General features: G+C 52.8%; 19 protein-coding genes. 3 read left to right on the top strand and 16 right to left on the bottom strand.

Annotation, left to right across the window (positions count from 1 at the left end):
• From KHQ09_RS13715 to KHQ09_RS13700, 4 genes are all read right to left on the bottom strand, one after another.
• Positions 1-924: an ABC transporter permease gene (locus KHQ09_RS13715; RefSeq protein WP_075657004.1), complete on the bottom strand. Its 924-nt coding sequence runs from the start codon at positions 922-924 to the stop codon at positions 1-3.
• Between the two features lie 68 nt (positions 925-992).
• Positions 993-2,525 (bottom strand): ABC transporter substrate-binding protein, encoded by a 1,533-nt coding sequence (locus tag KHQ09_RS13710; protein ID WP_213598808.1) that lies wholly within the window; start codon positions 2,523-2,525, stop codon positions 993-995.
• 44 nt (positions 2,526-2,569) lie between these two features.
• Positions 2,570-4,420, bottom strand: a complete 1,851-nt coding sequence (locus KHQ09_RS13705; protein WP_420801448.1) for an ABC transporter ATP-binding protein — start codon at positions 4,418-4,420, stop codon at positions 2,570-2,572.
• A gap of 11 nt (positions 4,421-4,431) precedes the next feature.
• Positions 4,432-5,028, bottom strand: coding sequence for a winged helix DNA-binding protein (locus tag KHQ09_RS13700; protein WP_213598804.1), 597 nt, complete (start codon positions 5,026-5,028; stop codon positions 4,432-4,434).
• 110 nt (positions 5,029-5,138) lie between these two features.
• Here KHQ09_RS13700 and KHQ09_RS13695 point away from each other — a divergent pair, with 110 nt between their 5' ends.
• The 3 genes from KHQ09_RS13695 (at position 5,139) to KHQ09_RS13685 (ending at position 10,602) form a co-directional block, all read left to right on the top strand.
• Complete coding sequence (locus KHQ09_RS13695) at positions 5,139-8,783, top strand: hydantoinase B/oxoprolinase family protein (protein ID WP_213598802.1); 3,645 nt, start codon at positions 5,139-5,141, stop codon at positions 8,781-8,783.
• A 302-nt stretch (positions 8,784-9,085) separates the two neighbouring features.
• A complete protein-coding gene (locus tag KHQ09_RS13690; protein ID WP_213598800.1) occupies positions 9,086-9,808 on the top strand; it encodes a L,D-transpeptidase in 723 nt (240 codons plus the stop codon).
• Positions 9,809-10,077: 269 nt separating this feature from the next.
• Positions 10,078-10,602, top strand: coding sequence for a DUF2249 domain-containing protein (locus KHQ09_RS13685; RefSeq protein ID WP_213598798.1), 525 nt, complete (start codon positions 10,078-10,080; stop codon positions 10,600-10,602).
• A 7-nt stretch (positions 10,603-10,609) separates the two neighbouring features.
• On the opposite strand, the gene KHQ09_RS13680 is transcribed toward KHQ09_RS13685, so the two are convergent.
• The 12 genes from KHQ09_RS13680 to KHQ09_RS13625 form a co-directional block, all read right to left on the bottom strand.
• Positions 10,610-11,848, bottom strand: a complete 1,239-nt coding sequence (locus KHQ09_RS13680; protein WP_213598796.1) for an NnrS family protein — start codon at positions 11,846-11,848, stop codon at positions 10,610-10,612.
• A 58-nt stretch (positions 11,849-11,906) separates the two neighbouring features.
• On the bottom strand, positions 11,907-12,353 hold the full coding sequence (locus KHQ09_RS13675) for a pseudoazurin (RefSeq protein WP_213598794.1): 447 nt from the start codon (positions 12,351-12,353) through the stop codon (positions 11,907-11,909).
• 120 nt (positions 12,354-12,473) lie between these two features.
• Entirely contained in the window at positions 12,474-13,169 is a 696-nt protein-coding gene (locus tag KHQ09_RS13670; protein WP_213598792.1) for a Crp/Fnr family transcriptional regulator, read from the bottom strand.
• Between the two features lie 119 nt (positions 13,170-13,288).
• Positions 13,289-14,299: an FAD:protein FMN transferase gene (locus KHQ09_RS13665; RefSeq protein ID WP_213598790.1), complete on the bottom strand. Its 1,011-nt coding sequence runs from the start codon at positions 14,297-14,299 to the stop codon at positions 13,289-13,291.
• 28 nt (positions 14,300-14,327) lie between these two features.
• Positions 14,328-14,864 (bottom strand): nitrous oxide reductase accessory protein NosL, encoded by a 537-nt coding sequence (locus tag KHQ09_RS13660; RefSeq protein WP_213598788.1) that lies wholly within the window; start codon positions 14,862-14,864, stop codon positions 14,328-14,330.
• Positions 14,861-15,691, bottom strand: a complete 831-nt coding sequence (locus KHQ09_RS13655; RefSeq protein WP_213598786.1) for an ABC transporter permease subunit — start codon at positions 15,689-15,691, stop codon at positions 14,861-14,863. The genes KHQ09_RS13660 and KHQ09_RS13655 overlap by 4 nt, the downstream gene beginning before the upstream one ends.
• Positions 15,688-16,608 carry an ABC transporter ATP-binding protein gene (locus KHQ09_RS13650; protein WP_213598784.1) on the bottom strand — a complete coding sequence of 307 codons (921 nt, stop codon included), beginning with the start codon at positions 16,606-16,608 and terminating at the stop codon, positions 15,688-15,690. Before KHQ09_RS13650 ends, KHQ09_RS13655 begins: the two co-directional genes overlap by 4 nt.
• On the bottom strand, positions 16,605-17,936 hold the full coding sequence (locus KHQ09_RS13645) for a nitrous oxide reductase family maturation protein NosD (RefSeq protein ID WP_238481741.1): 1,332 nt from the start codon (positions 17,934-17,936) through the stop codon (positions 16,605-16,607). Before KHQ09_RS13645 ends, KHQ09_RS13650 begins: the two co-directional genes overlap by 4 nt.
• 125 nt (positions 17,937-18,061) lie before the next feature.
• Positions 18,062-19,978, bottom strand: a complete 1,917-nt coding sequence (gene nosZ, locus KHQ09_RS13640; RefSeq protein ID WP_213598782.1) for a TAT-dependent nitrous-oxide reductase — start codon at positions 19,976-19,978, stop codon at positions 18,062-18,064.
• A gap of 23 nt (positions 19,979-20,001) precedes the next feature.
• Entirely contained in the window at positions 20,002-22,332 is a 2,331-nt protein-coding gene (locus tag KHQ09_RS13635) for a regulatory protein NosR (RefSeq protein ID WP_213598780.1), read from the bottom strand.
• A 154-nt stretch (positions 22,333-22,486) separates the two neighbouring features.
• Positions 22,487-23,185: a polysaccharide deacetylase family protein gene (locus tag KHQ09_RS13630; RefSeq protein WP_213598778.1), complete on the bottom strand. Its 699-nt coding sequence runs from the start codon at positions 23,183-23,185 to the stop codon at positions 22,487-22,489.
• 37 nt (positions 23,186-23,222) lie between these two features.
• A complete protein-coding gene (locus KHQ09_RS13625) occupies positions 23,223-24,125 on the bottom strand; it encodes a glycosyltransferase family 2 protein (protein ID WP_238481638.1) in 903 nt (300 codons plus the stop codon).
• Positions 24,126-24,327 lie beyond the last annotated feature (202 nt).

The raw sequence follows: 24,327 nt of genomic DNA, 5'->3' as shown, positions 1-24,327 counted from the left end.
CTACTCCGTCCGGATACGCGGATCGACAAGACCATAGGCAATATCGACCAGAAGATTGACACCGATAATCATAAGCGACAGCACGGTGATACTTGCCTGCAGAACCGGATAGTCACGACCGGAAACCGCATCGAAAGCCAGAGTGCCCATGCCGGGCCAGTTGAACACGCGTTCAACGACCACAATACCGCCAAGCAGACCACCGAATTGCAGGCCGAAATAGGTAATCAGCGGAATGGCGCAATTGCGCAGTGCATGTTTGTACAGCACCTTGTTTTCGCTCAAGCCCTTGGCGCGTGCCACCATAATATACTGGGACTGCAGGGTCTCTAACATGGAGGTGCGCACCAGACGCACATTGGTGGCGGTGAGGATAATCCCCATTGTCACCGCAGGCATGATGAAGCTGGCAAAGCCATCCATACCGCTTGGCGGCAGCCATTGCAGACCAACGGCAAACAGCAGCACCAGCATGGTTGCGAGCCAGAAGTTAGGGAAAGACAGACCGACAAGAGACAGGATGCGGATCAGCTGATCTGCCCATTTGCCGCGCGATACCGCAGCTTTAATGCCGAGCGGGATCGAAATAATGATCGATACGGCCATAGATGCAAAAGCCAGCAGCAAAGTGGCGGGCAGGGCATCTTTAATCAGCAGTGAAACCGGAGTGCCGCCAAGGAAGCTGCGTCCGAAATCCAGCGTGAACAGGCCTTTGATGAAATTCATATATTGCACGATGAAGGGCTGGTTTAAGCCCAAACCTTCACGGATGCGCTCCAGATCGGCCTCGGTTACGCTGCCCGCACCTTGGGTGAGCATCAGCGCCGGATCACCGGTCATACGGATTGCGAAAGCGACGGTCAAAGTCACGACAATGACGACAAAGATCGCCTGTAAAATTCGTTTGATCAGAAATCCGGCCAAAATTCTTATCCTTTATAAGATCAAGGAATTACCGCGCCGGCAAAAAGACCGGCGCGGTTGATGCTGTATTAGTCAACGCTGACTTCGGTGAGGCGCAGACGGCTGTCCGGTGCCGGTACGAAATCTTTCACGCGCTTGTTGATGCCGTAAATCGCTTTGAGGTTATAAAGCGGCATTTCCAATGCGCGGTCGGCTGCGTATTTTGCGATTTCCTTGAGGATTTCTTCACGCTTGGCACGATCGGTAATGGCGCGCTGGGATTCCAGCAGTTCATTCATTTTCGCATCATTGTCATACGGGTTCCATTTTTCACCGGCGTGATACATGGAATAAGCAGTGTTATCGTAATCGAATGTCCAGCCGCCCCATGACTGCTGGAACATCGCGCCGGTTTTACCCTGCGGGATGATGTCATTCAGAAGCACGTTGGTTTCATATGGCTTGATGGTCGCATTGATACCAATGATCTGCAGATAGCTGGAAACAGCCTGCACAACTTCGTTGAATGTCGCATCATTACCGCGAATGTCGATCTGTACGGCTGCACCCGGTTTAACACCGGCCTCTGCCAGAAGCTTCTTTGCACCTTCCGGATCATATGGCAGCGGCTTCATATCCGCGTCATAACCGAAGGAGAGGGCGCCCTGAAGGCTGGCAATCGGCTCGGCCTGACCACCGAGAATGGACTTGATGATGGTGTCGCGATCAACACCGAGGATCAGCGCCTTACGCACACGCTCATCAGCGGTAATGCCGTCGCGGGTATTGTAGCGCAGCGAATAAACAGTTGGACCGGCAGTGGTGACGATCGCCAGATTAGGATCAGCTTCAATGGTCGGGATCATGCCGATCGGAATTGTCGGCGGGATCACCAGATCAACGCGACCTGCCTGCAATTCAGCAACGGCTGTCGAAGGCTCGGTGATGAAGCGATATTCAAGTTCAGACAGCTTTGGTGCGCCGCCCCAATGGTCAGCAAAAGCTTCCATCTGGATGCCGACTTTTGGCTTGTAGCTGGTGACTTTGAACGGGCCGGTGCCGACAGGATTGGCATTGAAGAAATCATCGCCTTTTTCCTGAATATATTTTGGCGGCACGATCATCGCGCCGTAACCGGCGAGTTTGGTCATCAGAACCGGATCGGTTGCTTTCAGGTGGAAATCGACAGTCTTGTCGTCGATAACTTCGATTTTTTCAATCGCAACATAGTTCGAGCGCTGCGGGCCTTTGGCACCTTCATCACCGAGCAGACGCTCAAAGGTGAATTTGACAGCTTCTGCATTGAAAGGCTCGCCATTGTGGAATTTTACATTCTCACGCAGGTTGAAGCGGATGCGCTTGCCTTCGTCCAGCTCTTCCCAAGATGTGGCGAGCGCCGGTACGATTTTCAGATCAGGGCCGCGATAGACCAGACCGTCATAAATATTGGTGGCAACAGATGCCCAGTTGACCAGAAATGTGTCAATCGGATCCCAGCTGCCCGGATCCTGCGGTGAGGATACGGTCATTTTACCGGCTGCGAATGCCGGTGCAGATGACAGGGCAACAGCAGACAATACTGTGCCGACAGTCAGTGCTGTGAATAATGCTTTAAGCTTCATAATCTCGACTCCCCTTTTGTAAACAATGAAACAGATGTTAGATTTTATGCGCTGCGGGCAATGAAATGCCCTTTAGCGATTTCTTCATGCTGCCAGATCTGCGGTTTGTCCTCGATCCGGCGTGTTGTGCTCGGAATTTCGCCTTCCAGCATTGCGCGGTTGGTGCGCGCCAGCGGATCGGCGACAGGAACGGCAGAGAGCAAGCGGCGGGTATAATCATGGGACGGTGTTTCAAACACCTGACGGCGCGAGCCGAGTTCCATGATCTGACCGAGATAAAGCACGGCGACGCGATGGCTCATTTTCTCCACCACAGCCATGTCATGGCTGATGAAGAGATAAGCGAGGCCGTGTTCTTTCTGCAGATCCATAAACAGATTGATGATCTGCGCCTGAATAGAAACGTCGAGCGCGGACAGTGCTTCATCGGCGATAATCAGTTTCGGGTTGGAAGCGAGCGCGCGGGCGATACAAACACGCTGGCGCTGACCACCGGAAAACTCATGCGGATAACGTCCGGCAACGGCTGAACTCAGACCCACGCGTTCGAGCAATTCGTCAACACGCTTGGTGATCGCGGCTTCATCAAGGATGAGACCGTGTGTGCGGATTGGCTCGGCAATCGAGAAGCGGATGGTCTTGCGCGGGTCAAGCGAGGCAAACGGGTCCTGAAAAATATACTGCACTTCCTGACGCATGCGGAAGCGCTCAGCAGAACTCATTTCTGAGAAGGCTTTGCCGTTAAAACGCATATCGCCGGAAAGCGGGTTCTGCAATTGCTGGATTGTACGGCCGATGGTGGATTTGCCGGAACCGGATTCACCAACCAGTGCCAGCGTTTCACCCGGATGAATATCAAAACTGACCTGCGATACCGCATTGCACACATGGGTTGTACGGCCGAACAGGTTCTTCTTGATATTAAAGCGTACCGACAGATCGCGCACCGACAAGAGCGGCGCTTCATCAAGACGGGCGGTGTCCTGAATACGGGTTTCACCGACCAGAACCGGCTTATTATCTTCCAGAATTGTGACCGGCATGCGCTTCGGGAAATCTTCACCGGCCATGCTGCCGAGTTTCGGCACGGCTGAGAGCAGAACCTTGGTATAAGGATGCTGCGGATTGGCGAAAATATCGCTGACCGCGCCTTCCTCAACCTTTTTACCCTTCCACATCACCACCACATCATCGGCCATTTCCGCCACAACGCCCATATCATGGGTGATGAAGATCACGGCCATTTCCAGTTCTTTCTGGAGATCGCGGATAATATGCAGAATCTGCGCCTGAATGGTCACGTCGAGAGCGGTGGTCGGCTCATCGGCAATCAGCAGCTTCGGACGGCAGGCAAGCGCCATCGCAATCATCACACGCTGACGCATACCGCCGGAAAGCTGGTGCGGGAAACGGCTGAGCATACCCTGCGCATCCGGCAAGCGCACCATTTCCAGCAGGCGCTGGCCTTCTTTCAGGGCTGCCTTCTTGCCCATTTTTTCATGAAGCATCAGCACTTCGGCAATCTGGTCACCGATGGTGAAAACCGGATTGAGCGAGGTCATAGGCTCCTGAAAGATCATGGCAATTTCTTTGCCGCGAATGCCGCGCATGGTTTTCTGTTCGGCTTCGAGCAGGTTCATCTGTCCCTGCGAGCCGGTGAACAGGATTTTGCCTTCAGGGAATTTTGCACCCAGCATATCTGCCAGACGCATCACCGACAGAGAGGTAATGGATTTACCGGAGCCGGACTCGCCGACAATCGCCGTTGTGCGGCCGGAACGAACGGAAAAGCTCAATCCGTCCACCACCCGTGCGGTGCCGAACTCTACCGAGAGATCTGTGACTTCCAGAAGTGGCTGGGTTTCAGCTGATTGGTGAAGCTGCGCGTCGTTCACTCCGGTCATCCTTATAGTGTAATGGCAGAACGGGCTGCCTGATTAAATGCACCCGACATAAAGCGCAGCAGAGCTGCAACTTCCGACAGGGTTTCTTCCGAGGGGCGGGCATTGGCCGTGGAATCGACGAGCAGACGCTCGCGGATTTGTGCATAGCGCGCACAGGCTTCGGCGCCTTTATCCGTAATGCGGACTGTTTTTTCTTTTGCTGCTTTACCAGTTGTCAGAAGACCGGCATTTTCCAGCTTGCGCAGAGCGTAAGTCGCAATATGCGTGTCTTCAATATCCAGTACCAGACAGATATCGGCCAGCTTTTTCTCACGTCCGCGATGGCGGATCGAGTGCAGGATAAGAATTTCAATCGGGGAAAGGCCCGGCAATCCTGCGGCAGCCATGCAGCGTACCATCCAGCGGGAGAATGCATGGGACGCGAGAATCAAACCATATTCCACTTCGGATAAAGCGGTGGAACCACCTTCTGCCAGATGGGCGGAGGAGACAATAGGGCCGATGGAAGGGACAGGGCGCAAATGCTTGGGCAGGCTGACCTCGGCCACAAATGACTCGTCATTATGATCTGCCGGTGGCGGCGATTTTTTCCTGCTCATATTGCCAGTCTCCCAATCCTGTGTATTTTATGTCACCATCTTATCGACATTTTGTCAATAAAATGAAACTATGTTTTCCAATAAACATTCAGCGTAACGGCATAAATTTTATGAGGGAGCCGATAATGAGCGCAGCGGCACAAGAGATTTCAGGGGCTTGGGACTTCTGGATTGATCGCGGTGGCACATTCACAGATGTTATCGGCCGTGACAGCCAAGGCAATCTTCATGCCCGCAAAGTGCTGTCAGAGAATCCTTCTGCCTACAAAGATGCTGCCGTTCAGGGTATCCGTCTGCATCTGGGACTGAAAGCCGGTGAGCCGGTGCCAACCGGTGCAATCGGTGAAGTGCGTATGGGCACAACCGTCGCCACCAATGCACTGCTTGAGCGCAAGGGTGAAAAGCTGGCGCTGGTGACCACCAAAGGTTTCCGTGATGCGTTGCGCATCGGCTATCAGGAACGCAAGAATATTTTCGCAACGGAAATCATCAAGCCGGAAGCGCTTTATGACCGCGTAGTCGAGATTGATGAACGTGTTTTGTCCGATGGCAGCACTGAATTGCCGCTTGATCTGGCTCAGGCAGAAGCTGCGCTGCGTGCTCTGAAAGCTGAAGGCTATAATGCCGTCGCTATCGTGTTTATGCATGCTTATAAATTCCCAGCACATGAAGCCGCCGTTGCCAAAATCGCCCGCGATATCGGCATTGAACAGGTTTCCGTCAGTCATGAAGTGTCACCGCTGATCAAGCTGGTTGGCCGTGGCGATACCACCGTTGTTGATGCTTATTTGTCGCCGGTTTTGCGCCGTTATGTGGCACAGGTTTCCCGCGAACTGGACGTAGAGCGCACTGGCGCGCGCGTTATGTTCATGATGTCTTCCGGCGGCCTGACGGCTGCGGATATGTTTCAGGGGAAAGACGCGATTCTCTCCGGCCCTGCCGGTGGTGTGGTCGGTCTGGCACGTACCGGTGAAACTGCCGGTTTTGGTCAGGTTATCGGCTTTGATATGGGCGGTACATCAACGGATGTGGCGCATTTCGACGGCGAATATGAACGCGCTTTTGAAACCGAAGTGGCTGGTGTGCGCGTTCGTGCGCCGATGATGCTGATTCACACGGTTGCTGCGGGCGGCGGCTCCATCCTGCATTTTGATGCTGGTCGTTTCCGTGTTGGTCCTGATTCTGCCGGTGCCAATCCGGGGCCTGCCTGTTACCGCAATGGTGGTCCGCTGGCTGTAACCGATGCCAATGTGATGCTCGGCAAATTGATTCCGGATTATTTCCCGTCGATTTTTGGCCCTGATCAGGACAAACCGCTGGATGTTGAGCGTGTGCGTGAGTTGTTTACGCAGATGGCCGATGAAATCGGCGATGATCGCACACCGGAAAGCGTGGCAGACGGTTTTATCCGTATTGCTGTTGCCAATATGGTTGAAGCGATCAAGAAGATTTCTGTACAGCGCGGCTATGATGTTACCCGTTACGCTCTGAGCTGCTTTGGCGGTGCCGGTGGTCAGCATGCCTGTCTGGTGGCCGATGCGCTGGGCATGAAGAATATTCTGCTGCATCCGATGTCCGGTCTGCTGTCGGCCTATGGTATGGGTCTGGCGGATATCCGCGCGACGCGCCAGAAGGCACTGGGTGTTGATCTTGATGCGGATGCGCCTGCCGAATTGCAGCGTCTTGGTGCAGAACTGGCCGCAGAATGCGTGGCGGAACTCACTGCGCAGGGTGTGGAAGAGCAGGTTATTACCAAGCACTTGCGTGCCCATATTCGTTATGCGGGCACTGATACTGTGCTTTCCGTTGAGGCAACTTATCCGGCAGTTGATGCAGCTGCACGTTTGCGTGCGGAATTCGAAGCTGCGCATAAGCGCCGTTTTGGCTTTATCGCTGAAAATAAAGCGCTGGTCATTGATGCTGTTGAACTCGAAACTGTCGGCGGCGGTGCCGGTGAGGGCGAGGCAGCAGGCAATATTGGTGAAGCAACTGAAGCGCAGGCTGATCGTCAGACACGCTTCTATTCACAAGGTGCGTTCCATGATGCAGCTGTTGTGGTGCGTGAAACTATGCAGCGCGGCCAGACTGTTACCGGCCCTGCGATTATCATTGAGAAAAACCAGACCATTATCATTGAAGATGGCTGGCAGGCACGCCTGACCGAGCATGATCATGTGGTGCTGACCCGCATTAAGGCGCTGCCGAAACGCGTGGCAATCGGCACAGAAGCTGATCCGGTCATGCTGGAGATTTTCAACAATCTGTTCATGTCGATTGCTGAACAGATGGGCGTGACTTTGCAGAACACCGCCTATTCGGTGAATATTAAAGAGCGCCTTGATTTCTCCTGTGCGGTCTTTGATGCGACAGGCAATCTGGTTGCCAATGCGCCGCATATGCCGGTGCATCTGGGTTCGATGGATGCCTCTGTTGCCACAGCGATCCGTGAAAATCCGGTGATCAAACCAGGCGACGTGTTCCTGATTAACGCGCCATATAATGGCGGCACGCATCTGCCGGATCTGACCGTGTGTACGCCGGTCTTCGATGATGAACAGACAGAAATCCGTTTCTGGGTTGCCAGCCGTGGTCACCACGCCGATATCGGCGGTATTGCACCGGGTTCAATGTCGCCGCTGGCGGTGAATATTGAGCAAGAAGGTGTCTATATCGACAATTTCAAGCTGGTCGATCAGGGGCAGTTCCGTGAAGATGCGCTGGCTGATTTGCTCAATGGTGCCAAATATCCGGTGCGTAATCTCACCCAGAATGTCAACGATCTGAAAGCCCAGATTGCTGCCAATGAAAAAGGCGTGGCTGAATTGCGCAAGATGATTGTGCATTTCGGTGAAGACGTGGTGAAAGCCTATATGGGGCATGTGCAGGATAATGCTGCCGAAAGCGTGCGCCGTGTGCTGGATCAATTGCCGGATGGTCAGTTCACCTATGAACTCGATCAGGGCAGCAAGATTGAAGTCAAAGTGACGATTGACCGTGTGAAGCGTGAAGCGACGGTTGATTTCACCGGTACGTCTGAACAGCGTCCTGACAATTTCAACGCCCCGCAGCCGGTTACCCGTGCCGCCGTGCTTTATGTTTTCCGCGTGCTTGTCGACGGCGACATTCCGATGAATGCCGGTTGTCTGCGTCCGATCAAAATCATCGTGCCGGAAGGCTCGATGCTATCACCGCATTATCCTGCTGCTGTTGTGGCGGGCAATGTGGAAGTCAGTCAGGCTGTGACCAACTGCTTGTTCGGTGCGACCAAGGCCATGGCTGCGGCACAGGGTACGATGAACAATCTGACCTTCGGTAATAATGAATATCAGTATTATGAAACCATTTGCTCCGGTGCACCGGCCGGCCCTGGTTTCAACGGTGCCGATGCGGTACATACTCATATGACCAATTCACGCCTGACCGATCCGGAAATTCTGGAAACCCGTTTCCCTGTGATGCTGGAAGATTTCCATATCCGTGAGAATTCCGGAGGCCGCGGCAAGTGGACTGCGGGCAATGGTACACACCGTACTATCCGTGCTCTGGAAGAACTTGAATTTGCGATTCTCTCCGGTCATCGCCGCGTACGACCGTTTGGCCTTGAAGGCGGTGAGGATGGTCAGCTGGGAAGCAATGAAGTCCGCCGTCAGGACGGTGCTGTAGAGGTTCTCAAAGGCTGCGATCAGGTGGTTCTAAAAGCCGGTGAGGCTTTCACCATCATCACCCCGACTGGTGGCGGCTACGGCAAGAACTGAACTTTGACATAAATGCGAAATGAACAAAGCCCTTTGCCTGAAACGCAGAGGGCTTTGTTATAAATGCCACAGGTCATCCAGAAAACTTATTATTTCATACGTTAATTCTGTTTTTACCATGTTGTTGTCATAGATGTGGTTTCTCAGGTTTCAGACTTGCTGAATGAAAAACGCAGCCTCCCGCGTTCAGTAAATCAGAAAAGATAAATGAATGAAGTGAAAGATCCCGTGACTGTTCTTAAGCCTGACTTAAGGACAGACATGATAGTTCGGGATCAATTCCAATGAAGATTGAGCTATAAATGTCTGAATTTGCATTCTCCCGTCGTCATTTCTTGCTTGGAGCCAGTGCTCTTGCTTTGACGGGTTGCGTTTCCACCGGTGAAACCAAGCGCCCTTCGGCTGATCTTGCAGCCAACAAAATCAAGCCTGTCACTCCGCCAATGTATTATGCAGTGTGGGATGAAGGCTATCAGATTCCAGAAGTCGATGTGTCGAAAATTCCGGAGAAATTCTGGCGTACGGAAGTTGACTATATCACGGATGAAAAGCCGGGCACGGTTATCGTCGATACCCCGAATAAATATCTCTACCACATTAAATCCGGTGGCCGTGCGACCCGTTACGGTATCGGCGTCGGTAAAGACGGTTATGCATGGTCCGGCCGTGCGAAAATTGCCTATAAGCGTAAGTGGCCGCGCTGGACACCACCGGATGAAATGGTAGCCCGTAATCCGGCGCTTGAACCTTACAGCATCGCCAATGGTGGCATGGGGCCGGGCTTGCAAAATCCTCTCGGTTCCCGTGCCCATTATATCCATAAAGACGGACGTGACACGATTTACCGTATTCACGGCTCGCCTGAATATTGGACCATCGGTAAATCCGTTTCTTCCGGTTGTATCCGCATGGTCAATCAGGATGTGATGCATCTGTATGATAATGTGCGTGACGGCAGTGATATCGTCGTTATTCCGGACCTGAACAAAACCGGACAGGCGCATTCAGTGATGGCCGCCGGTTAATCAGCTTTGTGGTTTACGCTCATAGCGAGTGTAAACCACACGCTTTTACGCGCGGTCACCGATATGCCCGTGCTTACCTCACTGTGTATTTTAGCGTAATTTTTAAAAGCTAATTCTTATTTCGAGCAATTTGCGACAGAACAAAATCCTGTCCTGAAACCATGATTATAATTCACGCATGGTTTGTTTATTCTCTGAAGACTTCCGGTTTAAACTGACCTCCTGAAAACGCACCGGACTCAAGATTCTGTCTATGACGGGGGATTTATATGCAAATAGTTGAGCTGGATGTACGGCCGGTGCTGCGTGAGGGCGGTGAGCCGTTTCCACTGATTATGCAGACTGTTTCCGGCTTGCAGGAAGGGCAATCCCTCAGATTGCTTGCAACTTTCCGTCCGGTGCCGTTGTTTCAGGTCATGGAGCGAAAAGGTTTTTCCTGCGCTGCCCGTGAAATTACCGGTGGTGACTGGGAGGTCATTTTCTCTCCGGCAATTTCAGAAAAATCCGCAGAAGAGATAAAACCGGTCAGCCTGTCTGCCCGAACTGTGGTGCCGGAAATCTGGCCGGATCCGATGCATTATCTGGATTATTCATTGCCGGATCAGAAGACTGTTACGGAAGAAATCCTGCGCCTGCTTGGCAGAATTGAAGAAGGTGCGGTGATCTTCGCGCTGTTCTCAGCTGAACCGCATTTCTTGCTGCCGGAGCTGGAAAATGCAGGTCATCAATGGGTCGGAAATTTTGATGCCAGCGGCGAAGCATACCGGATGATGATACGCTCCGGCGCTCATTGATTTGTTTTTATTCTGCCCGCTGGCGGCGATCCTGCAGCAGCATCGGTGCATATTCGATGACATAAAGGGCGAAAGCCGCAATCCATAACAGCGCCGACACTGCCAGAATTGTATGGAAATAATTCAGAACAATTTCTGCAAATGGTCTGAGGAGTGCTGAGGCAATCAGACAAACATAAGACAGAATGGTGAGCGAAGATGCGCTGAGCGCATTGCCGGTGTGTCCGCGTGTGGCACGTCCCATCACCGCCAGCATCATGGTCGCGACAGCGCCGACAGTCAGGATATGCAATGTTGAATAGGCATTGAGCATATCCGCTGCAGACAAAGCGATAGCGATAAAACCTGCGGGAATGAAAGCATAGGCAATATGCAGGATGAGCAGGAGTTTTTCCGGTGCGGTTTCCCAGCCGCGCCAGCGTACCAGTCTCGCAATATGCAAGATCGCAGCCAGACTGGCGAGCACGAGTGTGACCGGCGTTTCCGGCGCAACTATCCAGCTTAGAAGCGTTAATGCGCCTGTGATGATGCAAAGCGCATCATAGCGGTTAAACGGTACAGGAAAACGTGTTTTCTGATTGCGGTTGAGCCAGTTGCGGGTGAAGCTCGGCACGATACGGCCGCCAATAATCATAATCAGCAACACATAGGCACTGACAGCGATACGGCTGGCAAAAGCAATATCACCATCGGTTATCACAGTATAATGGAAGATCAGATTGGCGATGGTGAGAAGTGTGACACCGATCAGCACTTTCAGATTTTTCCATTGTTTGCCGGCAATGATTTCTCTTGCGCAAATTACCAGTAACAATGGCAGAAACAGGCTTTCCAATGCGATTGCCGCATAGAAATGGATGAGGTCCGGATAGAGAAAGGCCAGACGTCCCGCCAGCCAGAAACCGGCAAGAATGATCAGCGGTGTGCCGGAGACCGGCAGGCTGCCGGTCCAGTTCGGCACAGCGGTTAGCAGAAAACCTGCCAGAACCGCAGAGCCGAAGCCGAACAGCATTTCATGGGCGTGCCAGTTGAGTGCATCATAAGAACCGCCCAGCGGCATGCCGAGAGTGAGGGATAAAATCCATAACAGCATGGCAAGCACAGCCCAGATACCGGCACCAAGGAAAAACGGTCTGAAACCATAGCTGAAAAGCACAGGGCCGGTAATTTTTAACCCGCGCGGCACCGGTTTTCTGGTTTTGGTGTTTTCGTTTTTCAGATGGTCAGCGGTCTCAGGGGCGTTCACAGCGGTGTCCTCATCTCAACATGCGGGCCGGTATGCAAACCTGCATCAGGCAGGGCTGTTATTTTTGTGCGCTGGCAATTGCTTTTTCGAGGCGCTGCTGCACCGGCTTTGGCTTCTTCGCAGCCACAATGGCATCGAGATTAGCCGGATTGTCACCGACAACGATCAACGCGACCATGCCCATGGAATAATGCGGTGTGCATTTGACCAGATAAGCGCCGTCCTGCTGGACAGTCAGCGTGTAATTTTCATTGATTTTGCTTTTGAACTTTTCAACGCCTTCAGGGATCATATCTTTGACCGACTCGACATTGTGACCTTTATCCGTCGGGATGAAGATGATGTTGTCGCCGGGATTGGCCTTGATATAGGCGGGCTCAAAGACCATTGCGCCTTCTGCGCCTTTATTGAGCATGTGTACTTCAATATCGGCAGCCAGAGACGGCAGGGTGAAGAGGGCGAAAACGCCTGCTGTCAGAGCCAGTTTTGTTGAGGTAAGTTTCATGTCAGTCTCCGAAAAAAGGTAACCGCTTCAGCGGCTGCCCGTTTCTTAAGACAGATTGAAACACCCCTCTTTGTCGGGGCGCAAAGAGGCTGAAAAACCGGACAAAAATGGTGGAGTATTTTAGTCTTCGTGCTCGGCCAGTCTTTTAAGGCCGGACAGATTGGAAACCAGAAGCAATTGCCGTCCGCCTTTGACCAGTCCTCTGGTTTCCCAGTTGCTGAGTATGCGGGAAACCGTATGCAATGTGGTGCCGGTCATTTCGGCAATATCCTGCCGCGAGATCGGGAAATCAATGCGGATATCGGCACCTTCATGAATACCGGCTTCCTGTGCCAACCGGATAACCGTATGAGCAATACGACGCTCCACTTCCTGCGTGGACATTTCACGGATACGGTTATGCGCCTGATCCAGCCGCTGGCCGATCATCTGCATGGCGTTAATCGCCAGCGTCGGATTGCGTTCCAGAAAGCTGTTCATCATGTTCATCGGCCATGCGAGCACAATACTGTCGGCAACCGCAATCGGTGTGCCCGGATATTCTGTGCGTCCGATTGCCAGCGCAAATCCGAATAAATCACCGGGATGAACCACGCGCACAATCAGTTGCTGGCCACCGGCGGTAACCTGCATCACTTTCAGCCTGCCTTGCAAAAGCAGGTAGAATGCGGTTGCTTTTTGACCCTGCTCGAAGACTTTAGCGCCTTTGGAAACAAGGCGCTGAGCCGCATTGGAGAGCAGTTTGTCCAGAGCGCTTTCTTCCATGCCTGCAAAGATTGGCAATGCGCTGACAAGCGTCCGGTCAATCATACTCATCCCTTTGCAGTCATGATACGCTATAGAGCCGTCGCCGTGACCGACCCTGTGTTCATCAATGTGGGATGAGTAGTAAAGCTTTGTGATGCGTGGCGCAATTCAATATATTGCTATCATTTTCAGACTTTTAACCGCTGAAAACCATCTTTTGCAGTTTTTATATAGACAGAAGTTGCGGACATATTTTGCAGGATTGCACGGATTTCTGCCTGCTCCATCAGGCTGAAGGCTGTCGCCCATGCATCGGCAGAAGTTGCGTCAGGCGCGATAACTGTCAGGCGCTGATAACGCGACGAAGACAGTTCATGACTGTTCGCAGCTTTCGGATTGAGCAGATGGTTGAAATGTCCATCCGGGTCAAACCGGAAACCGGCACCGCCGGATGTGGCCAGTGCATTGCCGGAGAGTTCCAGCATCGCATCGGGCTGCGGATCGGTTTCAAGATCGGCAATACCGATCTGCCAGGGCGTACCATCGGGCTGATTATCCAGACTACGATATTCACCCAGATTTATCAGCGTATTGGTAACGCCGTGGTTTTCCAGTAATTGCGTAATCAGATCAGTGATATAGCCTTGTGCCACACCATTGAGGGTCATGGCCATATGCGGGCGGTCAAAAATAATCCGGTCTTTACTGAAGCGCACGGCATCAAAGCCGGTTAAAGACTGCGCCTGCTGCAATTCCTGTGCGGAGGGGCCGGAGGCATCGGCATGTTCTGCGGAGAAATGCCGCGCAAGACATGCCCAAAGCGGCTGAATGGTCGGGTCAAACAGACCGCCGCTTTTCTCCCAAAAACCACGGCATTTTTCCAGCAACTCAACCAGCTCCGGCGATGGTATCGCCAGAGCACCGGAGCGGTTGAGCGAGGCAAGTTCAGAGTCTGGCCGGTAAAGGCTGAAAATACCTTCCAGACGTGCGATTTCCGCACGAACCTGCCGGAGGAGGGCTTCTGCGGCCCTCTTGTCGGGATGATGCAGAATGATTTTTGCCGGTGCGCCAAGGGCAAAGCCCTGCCAGATCACTGCATTATTATGTGCAGATGCACCGGCATGAAACGGCAGGAGGCTCAGACCCGCAGCAGCACAGCTGATACCGATAAAACGTCTGCGATTGATACGGTTTGTCATGGCAGCCTCCGTGAAAATATTCATGAGATTAATGGTGCGTGCTCATTGGTGCTTCAGCAGGCGCGTCTAAGGTGCCGAGAACATAGTCCTGCGGAATGTCGGCAAAGGTAACGATGTCGCCGCCTTTATCTTTGGTAAATTGCTCTGCCGCTTCACGGGTAGAGAAGGGCACGGTCTCTTTAGCCCCCATGCCACCGGTGGCATTGCTGTTGATGACAAAGAACGCCTTTTTCGCATCAACCCAGTTTTGTGCGCCCGGCTGCTCCCAGCTTGGGGCTTTGGCCATATCGGAGACATAGATTGCCGCGATATTTTTCGGCTCTTCCGGCAACATGGTAAAAGCCAGCGTGTCACGGGCAGAGGAGAACCAGATGGCTTCACTTGCCGGATGCAGAATGATCTGACCTTTCGGGCCGCTGTGTTCCAGAACATTCATACCGCAATAGCGCCCCATGGCCGCTTCAGTCAGTGCAAACGGAGCTGGTGTCTCAGCCTGTTTTTCAGGCGAACAGGCGGACAGGGTAAGAGCGGCAATGACGGGGATGAAAAGGGAGATCAGTCTCATAGTTCTTTCCTTGAAAAGATGAGTACGGACAGGCCGAGCGGGATGGCAGTCCATAGTCCTAGCGCCAGAGTGAGAATACCTGTACTCAGAGTTGTGGTGCCTGCAACGCCGCCCATGCCGGTGAGGGCACCGGCACCGCCTGTGCCGAAATTGAGCAGGCGATAGGCATCTGTCGGGTTGATCAGCAGCAGAATATTGAGCAAAGCAGTGCCGATCATCTGCCTCTGATCGAAGACCAGCAGACCAAGCAGCGCCATGTCATAGATCAGCACAAAGAGCAGCCAGATGCCGATGGCAATGCCCGCAGCCGTGCTGCGCTCACGAACGATTGTGCTGGCGAAAAAGCCGATGGCGATGAATACCGCGCCGAGTAAGACAGAACTGCCGATCAGCGACAGTAAAGCCTGCCAGCTTGCCGCATCAATGCCGCCGCCTGTCAGTGCAAGCACTACGGCGGTGCTGCCATAACCGAACAGGGTCGCGAAAGCGAGAATAGTGAGCTGTCCGAGAAACTTGCCAAGAATGACCTGTTTGCGCCCGATCGGATAACTCAGCAGCAACAGCATGGTGCCGCGTTCCATTTCACCGACAACCGCATCATGAGAGATCAGCAGTGCAATCAGCGGGATCAGAAAAATGGTGAGGCTGGAGAGGCTGACAATCACCACATCCAGCCGGTTGGAACCGATAGTGCTACCGGTCGGTGCATTGCCGAGAAAACTCATGCTCAGCGCCAGCGCAGCCAGCAGCAGCGTGGTTGCCAGCACCCAGCGGTTGCGCAATCCTTCTTGAATTTCCTTACCAGCAATATGAATGAGATTTTTCATTCCGCGGCCTCTTTAACTGTGAGGAAATGGGCGTAAAGCTCATCTAGTGTCGGTGCCATGACATCAATATCCGTGATGTTATGGTTTTGAGCGATAACGGAGTTCAGAACCTGCATTTTGTCTTCTGCTGAGACATCCGCCTCAAAACTTGCAAAGCCGGTTTTCCGCCAGCCTATCCGCAGGGACTGTCCGGTGCTGTGCGGTGCGGTTTCGCCTTCAGCTAAGCTGACACGGATACGCACCGGCAGACGCGCAATATGGCGCAGATCATCCAATGAACCGTCAGCAATGACCTTACCGCGATTGGCGATAATCACCCGCCCGACACGGTTTTCCAGTTCGGTGAGCGCATGGGAGGACATCAGAATGGTGGTGCCTTCCGCACGCATAACCTCCAGCAAATCGTAGAAGTTTTTGCGCAAGGCAGGATCAAGGCCGGTTGTCGGCTCATCCAGCAACAGCACGGCGGGTTTGCCGAGCAAAGCCTGCGCCAGACCAAGCCGCTGGCGCATACCTTTGGAATAGGTGCCGACACGCCGGTCTGCCGCATGGGACAGGCCGACATGATCGAGCAGTGCGGCGGTTTCCTTCACAGCAACGGATTTGAGCTTGGCGTAAAAAGACAGGGTTTCCCGTCCGGTCAGCGCCATATTGAAAGAGACATGCTCGGGCAGATAGCCAAGCTTGCGCCGTGCCGCGAATTGTCCGGCTGCAGGGTCTTCACCCAGCACCAGCACTTTGCCATGTGTCGGGCGGATCAATCCCAGCATCAGCTTGATCATCGTGGTCTTGCCTGCACCATTATGGCCGACCAAGGCAATATTTTCACCGGCATTCAGCACATAGGACGCATCGCTGATGGCATTGAAAGTGCCATAGGTTTTGGTGACACCGGCAAGCTTTACGGTTTCAGTCATGATTTATTTTCGCCTCCGGATTTGACCGGCATCGCAGGCGGCTTCATCAGCGGATAGCTGTCAATGACACCACCCGGCATCAATGCGGGAAATTGCGTCTGCGCCCAGCGGATCGTCTGGATCGCCGGACTGTTGATAAGAATTTTGGCCTGCGGTGCTGTCCACAGCACTTTGTCGATCAGGTCATTCGGCCGGTAGGGGCTGTCAGCAATGCCGTCGCCATTGAGATCAAAAGCGGGATTGTCGCTCCAGAAATTGCCGCGGCCTTTGGCCGACCAGTCGAGATTACGGGTGCCGACATATTTGACCTGATTGCGGTTGTTGATGAAGGCATTGCCGCTCATCACATTGCCTTCGGAACCGGCCGTGAAATGAATGCCGATACTGCAATTTTCAAACTGATTGCCGGTGAATTTGTTTTTATTGGCGTTGTAGATGAAAACGCATTTCTCAGGCCCCAGTCGCAGGTTGCCAGTCTCTGCAGACGGGTCTGTTTCCGGTGCTGGCATGCCGTGCTCGGCGCTTTGAACACCGGCATCCATCCAGCGGTCAGCCGATTGCATTTTGCCGATCACCCGATTACCGGTGATGACGGAACTGTTGGCATAGTTTAGCAGCAACCCGTGATCGCGGTCACCCTCCGAAAGATTGCCGGTAATTTTGAGCCGGCTGGTATACATAATGGCAAAGCCGACAGAATTATTGCGCGAGATATTATCGCTGACTTCGCTGTCATTTGTGTACATGTAATGGACAGCAAAGCGCACATTTTCCATGAGATTGCCACGGAAGATATTCTTGCGGCTGGCATTGGTATAAATGCCGTCGCGGCCATAGCGGATGGTATTATTCAGCACTTTGGCACCCGGTGCATTCCAGATGGAAACACCGCTGCCGGTTTGCGCCATGCGCACACCGCGCTTGCCAATAATCTCATTGCCTTCGGCCACGGAATCCTTGGCACCATGCAGATAGATACCATAGAGATGATCAATCAGCCGGTTATTCTCTGCGCGTGCGCCGGTGGCAGTTTTGGCGATGAAAATACCGGAATTGAGATCAAAGAGATTGTCGCCGGAACCACGGATTTCCAACCCGCGAATGATGGTTTCCGGTGCATTGACGGTAATCGTATTGCCGGTGCCGGAGCCGTAAAGCACGGCTCCGGCTTCCCCCTCAAGCATGACTGTCTTGTCAATGACGACTGACCCGTCATGCCGCCCTTTGAGCAGGCGGATCGTTTCCCCCGCCGGTACCTGATCAAGGACGTTTTGCAGATTTTGTCCGGCAGATACGGTGATCTCTCCGGCCAGTGCCGGAGAAATCATTGTGGGCAGCAGGCCGGAAAAACACAAAGCCGTGGCAAAAGCATAGTGCTTCATTGCGGGCGTTCTGTGCTCCGGTAAAGCTGCGGAATTGCGTTTTTCCTTATGGCGCTGATGCTGCATGATGTTTAAGCGCCTTTCGGCTCAACAAGCATACGGCCTTTCATCTCCATATGCATGGCATGGCAGAACCACGAGCAGTAATACCACCACACGCCCGGCTTATTGGCGATGAAGGTGACCGAGGCGGTGGCCTGCGGTGCCACTTCCATATTGATCCCGTAATTGATGATCGAGAAACCATGGGTCAGGTCTTCGATTTCATCAATATTGGTTACATAGACAGTGACTTCATCGCCTTGTTTGACGGTGAATTCCTCAAGGCTGAAGGCCGGTGCGGCAGAGGTCATATAAACGCGGACTTTATTACCGTCGCGGATGACTTCCGCAGCTTCCATCAGATCGACGCCATCGGCCTTTGCCTGTGCAACAGCATCGGCAAAGAACGGATCTTCACGATTCCAGGCATTGACCGGATTGATCTTGGAGCGATGTACGATTGTTGCGTCATGCGGTTCGGCAAAGCTTGGTCCGTCATGGACAATCACCATTTTATCTCCGGAAATATCAATGAGCTGGTCATTTTCCGGTTTGAGAGGACCCACATTGAGATAGCGGTCTTTGGAGAATTTATTGAGGGAAATCAGCCATTTACCGTCAGCCTCTTTAGTTTGCCCCATCGAGGTGTGGTTGTGACCTGGCTGATAATGCACATCAAGTTTCTGGCGGATCGGATCGACCTTTTCGCCCTTGAAGGCACGTTTGGCATCCTCAATGTTCCATTTGCAGACCTGACTGTCGATAAACAGTGTCGTGTAGGCATTGCCCTTGCCGTCATAGGCCGTGTGCAAAGGCCCGAGACCGAGTTCCGGTTCAGCCACAACAGCATCACGCGGATTGATTTTGTCATCAAACAGGTCGTCAAATTTGCGCACATCGAAAACGGTGACGGTCGGCGACAATTTACCATTGGCCACAATATGGATGCCGTCCGGTGCGGTATTCATACCATGCGGGCTGTTCGGCACCGGAATATAGCGGGTGAATTTGGAGCCTTTGCGTCCGTCAATCACCGGCACGCCGTTGATTTCCTTGAACTCGCCTTTGGCAACCGCTTCTTCAATGCGTTTCAGGTTGAAGATAACAATCCAGTCCTGCTCACTGCCCATCATTTCGGCCAGTGTCACGCCCTCTTCGGAATTGTAGCAGGTCGCGAAAGCATATTTGCCCTGATAGTCACAGTCCACATTATCGAGATTGCCGCTGACCATCACCTGCCATGCTACCTTCATGCTTTCGCCGTCTACGGCGGTGAAAATCGCATGATAGTTTTTGGTATCTGTCAGATTTTTACCGTCATTCGGGATCGGCACGCGATCTTCACCATTACAGAAGACATAGCCGGTTTTCGGATATTTCTGCACGCGCAGGCCATGAACCGTGTGCTGGTTCGGCAGCTGAATGATCTTGTCGCATTTCATCACATCAAGACGGATGCGGCAGACGCGGGTATTGGCCTTGTCATTGGCATAGAGATAGCGGCCGTCATAGGTGCCGTCGGTAAAGGAAAGGTGCGGGTGGTGCAGATCGCCATTGTCGAAAACGCCGCCGCGGTCTTTCATAAACTCACGGTCTTCAGGTAACATACCTTCGGTCAGCACTTTCAGGCTTTCATTGGTCTGTCCCCAACCGGTGGCGCTGTCACGGTTGAAAACCGGAATGCGCATCAGTTCACGCATGGATGGCAGGCCGACAATACGGACTTCGCCGCTCTGGCCGCTGGAAAAGAAGGTGTAATATTCATCCAGTTCCCCTGGTTTGACTTCCGCGCTTGAACCGGATCCGGATGCAGCCATGGCCTGCTTCGGTGCGCCGGCCATGACAAGCGCACCGCCCATGCCGCTGGCACCGGCAGCGGCCACAAAAGCCGAGGTGCCGAGTAATTGCCGTCTGTTCATGCGGGTTTTATTTTCTTGCTCAGACATTGCTTTGTCTCCAGTTGAAAATTTCAGGATGCTGCGTCCGGTGCGGATGCGCCGGTAACAGGTTGTCCGTTATGGGTGATGATGGTTTTTGACTGGCTGCCGGTACGCTCTGCCGGTGGCGTATAAGGCGCGTTGCGGGCAGCGAATTTCTCACGTTTGACACGCACCTGAATCATATGCGGGCAGCGCTGGTCATCGTGATAGAGTTCCTGACAATGCATACAGTAGATGCATTCATTGACATTGATCTGACCTTCCGGATGGATGGACTGCACCGGACATTCGACAGCGCAGCGCTGACATGGCGAGCCGCATTCCGGCCAGCGCTTCAGCCATTCAAACATGCGGATACGGCCGGGTATGGCGAGTGCCGCGCCGAGCGGGCACAGATAGCGGCAGAAGAAGCGCTCGATGAACAGACCGGCAGTCAGCAAGGTCAGGGCATAGATGACGAACGGCCATTCGCGGGCGAATTTCAGGATGATCGCGGTTTTGAACGGTTCGACTTCAGCGAAAACTTCGGCCAGCGCCACGGAATAGAGCGACAGACCAAACAGGCCGAGGAAGATAATATATTTGATCGGCCACAGACGTTCATGCAGGCCCCATGGTAGTTTGACCTGCGGTACTTTCAGCCATTGTGCCAGATTGTTGCTCAATTCCTGCAGCGCACCGAAAGGGCAGAGCCAGCCGCAGAACGGGCCGCGTCCCCAGAACAGCAGACCAGCAGCAACCGAGCCCCATAACAGGAAGGTCAGCGGGGAGGTCAGGAAAAATTCCCAGTTGAAGCCGGTGATAAGCGAATTGGTGAAAGTCAGGACATTGACGACCGACAATTGGGTGTTGGTGTAGAAGCCAAGCCAGACAAGGATGAAGAGAAGATAGCCGCGTCTGACCCATGCGAAGAAGCGCGGACGCCTGACCAGATGGTTCTGGAAAAAGAAGATTGCGACCAGCACCAGAATGGCGAAGGCAGTAATCACAATATTGATTTTGTTCATCTGCCACATCTGGATCCACAGCGGATTATCTTCCCCGAAGAAATCAGGCATGGATGCTTCACCGACCGGTGCGCTGACATGCGGATTATTCGCAGTGGCAGCATCTTGTGCAGGCTGCAGGGGAGCCGGGACAGGTTTGGCAGGTGCGGTGATGGTCACATATTGGTCGGGAAGTGTATAACCGAGGTCATAGAAGATGCTGGCTTTGTCACGGGCACCAAAGCCACGCTGTACCAGTAATTGCAGTTCCCATGGCTTTGTTATGTCGAAGGCGAAACCTTCCGGCACCGTGAACAGTGCGATTTCACGCAAATCCGGTGCGCCTTCAGCAGCAATATTGCCGATACGCGTATGGTTTTTATCTCGAAAACGGATGCCCTGACCGTCCTGCAACAGTTCGATACGGTCGAAAATACCGCCGCGTACGTAACCTGATCCCTTGAAGGAATAGGCACCATCACCGGCAACCAGTACGGCCTGCTGGCCGGGTTTAAGCCGTTTTTGCATCTGGTCATATCCGGCCTGACCCAGCAGGCTGAGGCCTATGGACGGCACTGATACCGGCGCGACATAGAGCTCGATAAACTGGTCTTCCGGAGCGGATGTTTCAGGGTTTTCTGCCGCACGTGGTTGTTTGGCATCAAGGAAGGCTTGCGTTACTTCGCCGACACTGAGCTTCAGGCTGCGGACTGAGCCGTCACCGGTCAGTTCCTGCCAGTCACGGATATCCTGTTTCGACAGATCAACAGTGCGGATTTCCTGCGGTGCCGCGACTTGTCCGGCAGCAAGCTGATTGCCTAGACGGCCGCTACGGATCAGTCCGACAGCCGAGCGCACCACACTGTCGCCCATCACCAGAACAGTGACCGTGGCACCGCTGACAATCTCGACCTGAGGCGGTTTGGCTGTACCGGATGCAACGGCATTGAAATCGCTGTTGATGAGAGAGTTGAGCGCCGCAACCACTTTGGCTTCGGGAATGCCGATCAGAACAATCGGCTCTTTATGATCTACCAGTTTGATGCCGCGAATGATGCCCTTGGTATCAATGCCAACGAGAATATGGATCGGTTTGCCGGAATAGCCGACTGAACTGGTAAAATCCGAATTCAGATAAATATAGCCGAGCAAATCCTGATTTTTATAAACCCGCGCAATCGGCGGTTCGCCTTGCGGTGTGCCGATACGATCCGCATCCTGAAACAGTTCCTGTACTTTTAGCACAGGCAGATACTTGTCCAGCTGAGCGGCAAAGGCTGTTGATTGCAGGCTGACGAAACCGCTTAACAGAAGACAGAACAGCAGGATCAGTTTTCTGATGAAAAATGCCGGACGATCATGAATGCGGTTCATATCAGGTGCTCACTGCAAGTCAGGTGCTGCAGCAGCAGGCTGCTCAGCGGTTATGCAGTGGACTTTAATGAAGTGGCGGAATGCGTCTTTGCGTCAGAACAAACTGACGATAATTGCAGGTGTTAATTATCTGAACATGTGCTGTTCGCTGTTCTTAGCGGAAATACACACGGTATAAAAACTCCGGCAATGTATGATTGCGGCGGATATATATTCTCGGAATGCCAAACGGGTCATCATTTGGTTTTGCGCGCGCGGCAATTGTCGTGACCGCAGTTTGAAAACCTGCCTCGCGTGCCATTAAGCGGTGCGTCTGATTATTGGCACCGTAGGGATAGCAAAAATGAGGAACCTCTGCGCCCAGCATGTCCTCCAGACGTGATTTTGATTCACTGATCTGGCGACGGGCTTCCTCATCCGGTGTGTCATTCAGATTGACATGGTCAAGCGTATGGGCGCCGACTTCATGTCCCAATGCCGCCCATTCCCGCATTTGCGTAATGGACATACATGCCATTTCCGGAATGCCGATTGCCTTGTCCCAGATATTGCTGCCACCGATCTGGTTGGCCACAAAATAATTTGTGGCGGTGAAGCCGCATTCTGCCAGAACCGGTGCGGCATTTTCCAGCACATTCAGGAAGCCGTCATCAAAAGTCAGGACAGCAACCTTTCCGGTTTTTTCTCCTTTAATGTACGGCATGGCATCCCGCACAGAGAGCCCCTGATAACCGAGTTTTTTCAGCCAGCGCATCTGACTTGCAAAGCGTTTCGGATGCACAAAAAGGCTGCGAAAAGGGACACTGCTGCCGACAGCCGCAATATGGTGATAGACAAGGATCGGAACTGTCATAGGCAGATACTTTTACTCTTCGGGCAGGGGCGGGCTATCAGTAGCCGTCAATATCAACATAATGCATGGATTTTTTGCCACGGGCTCCATCGATAAAGCCGACCAGACTGCCTAAATTCGCAGCAATCGTTAGCAGGCCTCTTTCGCGATAGATTGGCAATAATAGGCTGCCGACAAGCACTTTATAAACACGCGAAAGAACGGATTTGAAGGTGCGCCATATTATACTTTTTTCCGGATTTTTCATGCGCTCCAGATGGGCTGCTCTGGCAATATCACGGTTGCGGCGATAATAATAGCCCAGTTTCAAACGCGAGGTAGGAACGGTTTCATAGGCAATGGCGTGCGGTGTCCAGCCCGTTTTAGCGCCAAGGGCTTTTGCCTCGGCCCATAGCTGCCAGTCCTCACCCCCAGACTGACCTAAAGCTGCGTCAAAGCGCAATCCGGTTGAGCGGAAAAAGTCGAGATTGCCCATCCAGCTGCCGGTAGCAAGTTTCACTTGTCCGGCTTTGCCGTTAGCTCGTTTTTTGATTGAGCGGCTTTCCGCATTACTGTTCATTTTATCAACACCCTGCCAGACAATTCTTTGCCATAATGACAATTTGCCTTCGGGTGGTGCAAAACGTACCGGTGCGCCGACAATATCAAGATTGTGGTAATCGCGTTCTTTCAGCAATTCCATGAGCCATTGCGGCTCTACCTGCTCGTCATCATCGGCAAATGTCAGCAGATCATAACCATGATCAACAGCATAATTGAGCACGTGATTTCGGGCGGATGCGATCCCTAAAACCGGCTCAACAGCATAGACGACTTCAGCAGGTGAAACTCTTGCCTTAAAGTCATTGATAATCGAGCAGACTGTTTTCTCATGATTGTTTTCTACAATTAAAAAACAGACCTGTGTCCCCTCAGGAATAATCAGCCGGGCATAAGACATCAGCAATTTCTGCAGCATAACGGGGCGATCTTTTGTGATCGTACCGATGCAAATTTTCCGGTGCGTTTTTGAAACCAAAAACAATTCCCCCTGTGACCTCGACTTTGATTCCCAGCTATCTGCACGTGAAATAATTTCCCCGTAATCCCCAAACAGATAGTTGTGCTGAGAATTTTTATAATAACATAAAGTAACAATTTAT

This window comes from Pseudochrobactrum algeriensis (genome assembly GCF_018436245.1).
In the GTDB taxonomy this organism is placed as follows: Bacteria; Pseudomonadota; Alphaproteobacteria; order Rhizobiales; family Rhizobiaceae; genus Pseudochrobactrum; species Pseudochrobactrum saccharolyticum.
This window is presented reverse-complemented; position numbering and strand designations above follow the sequence as displayed.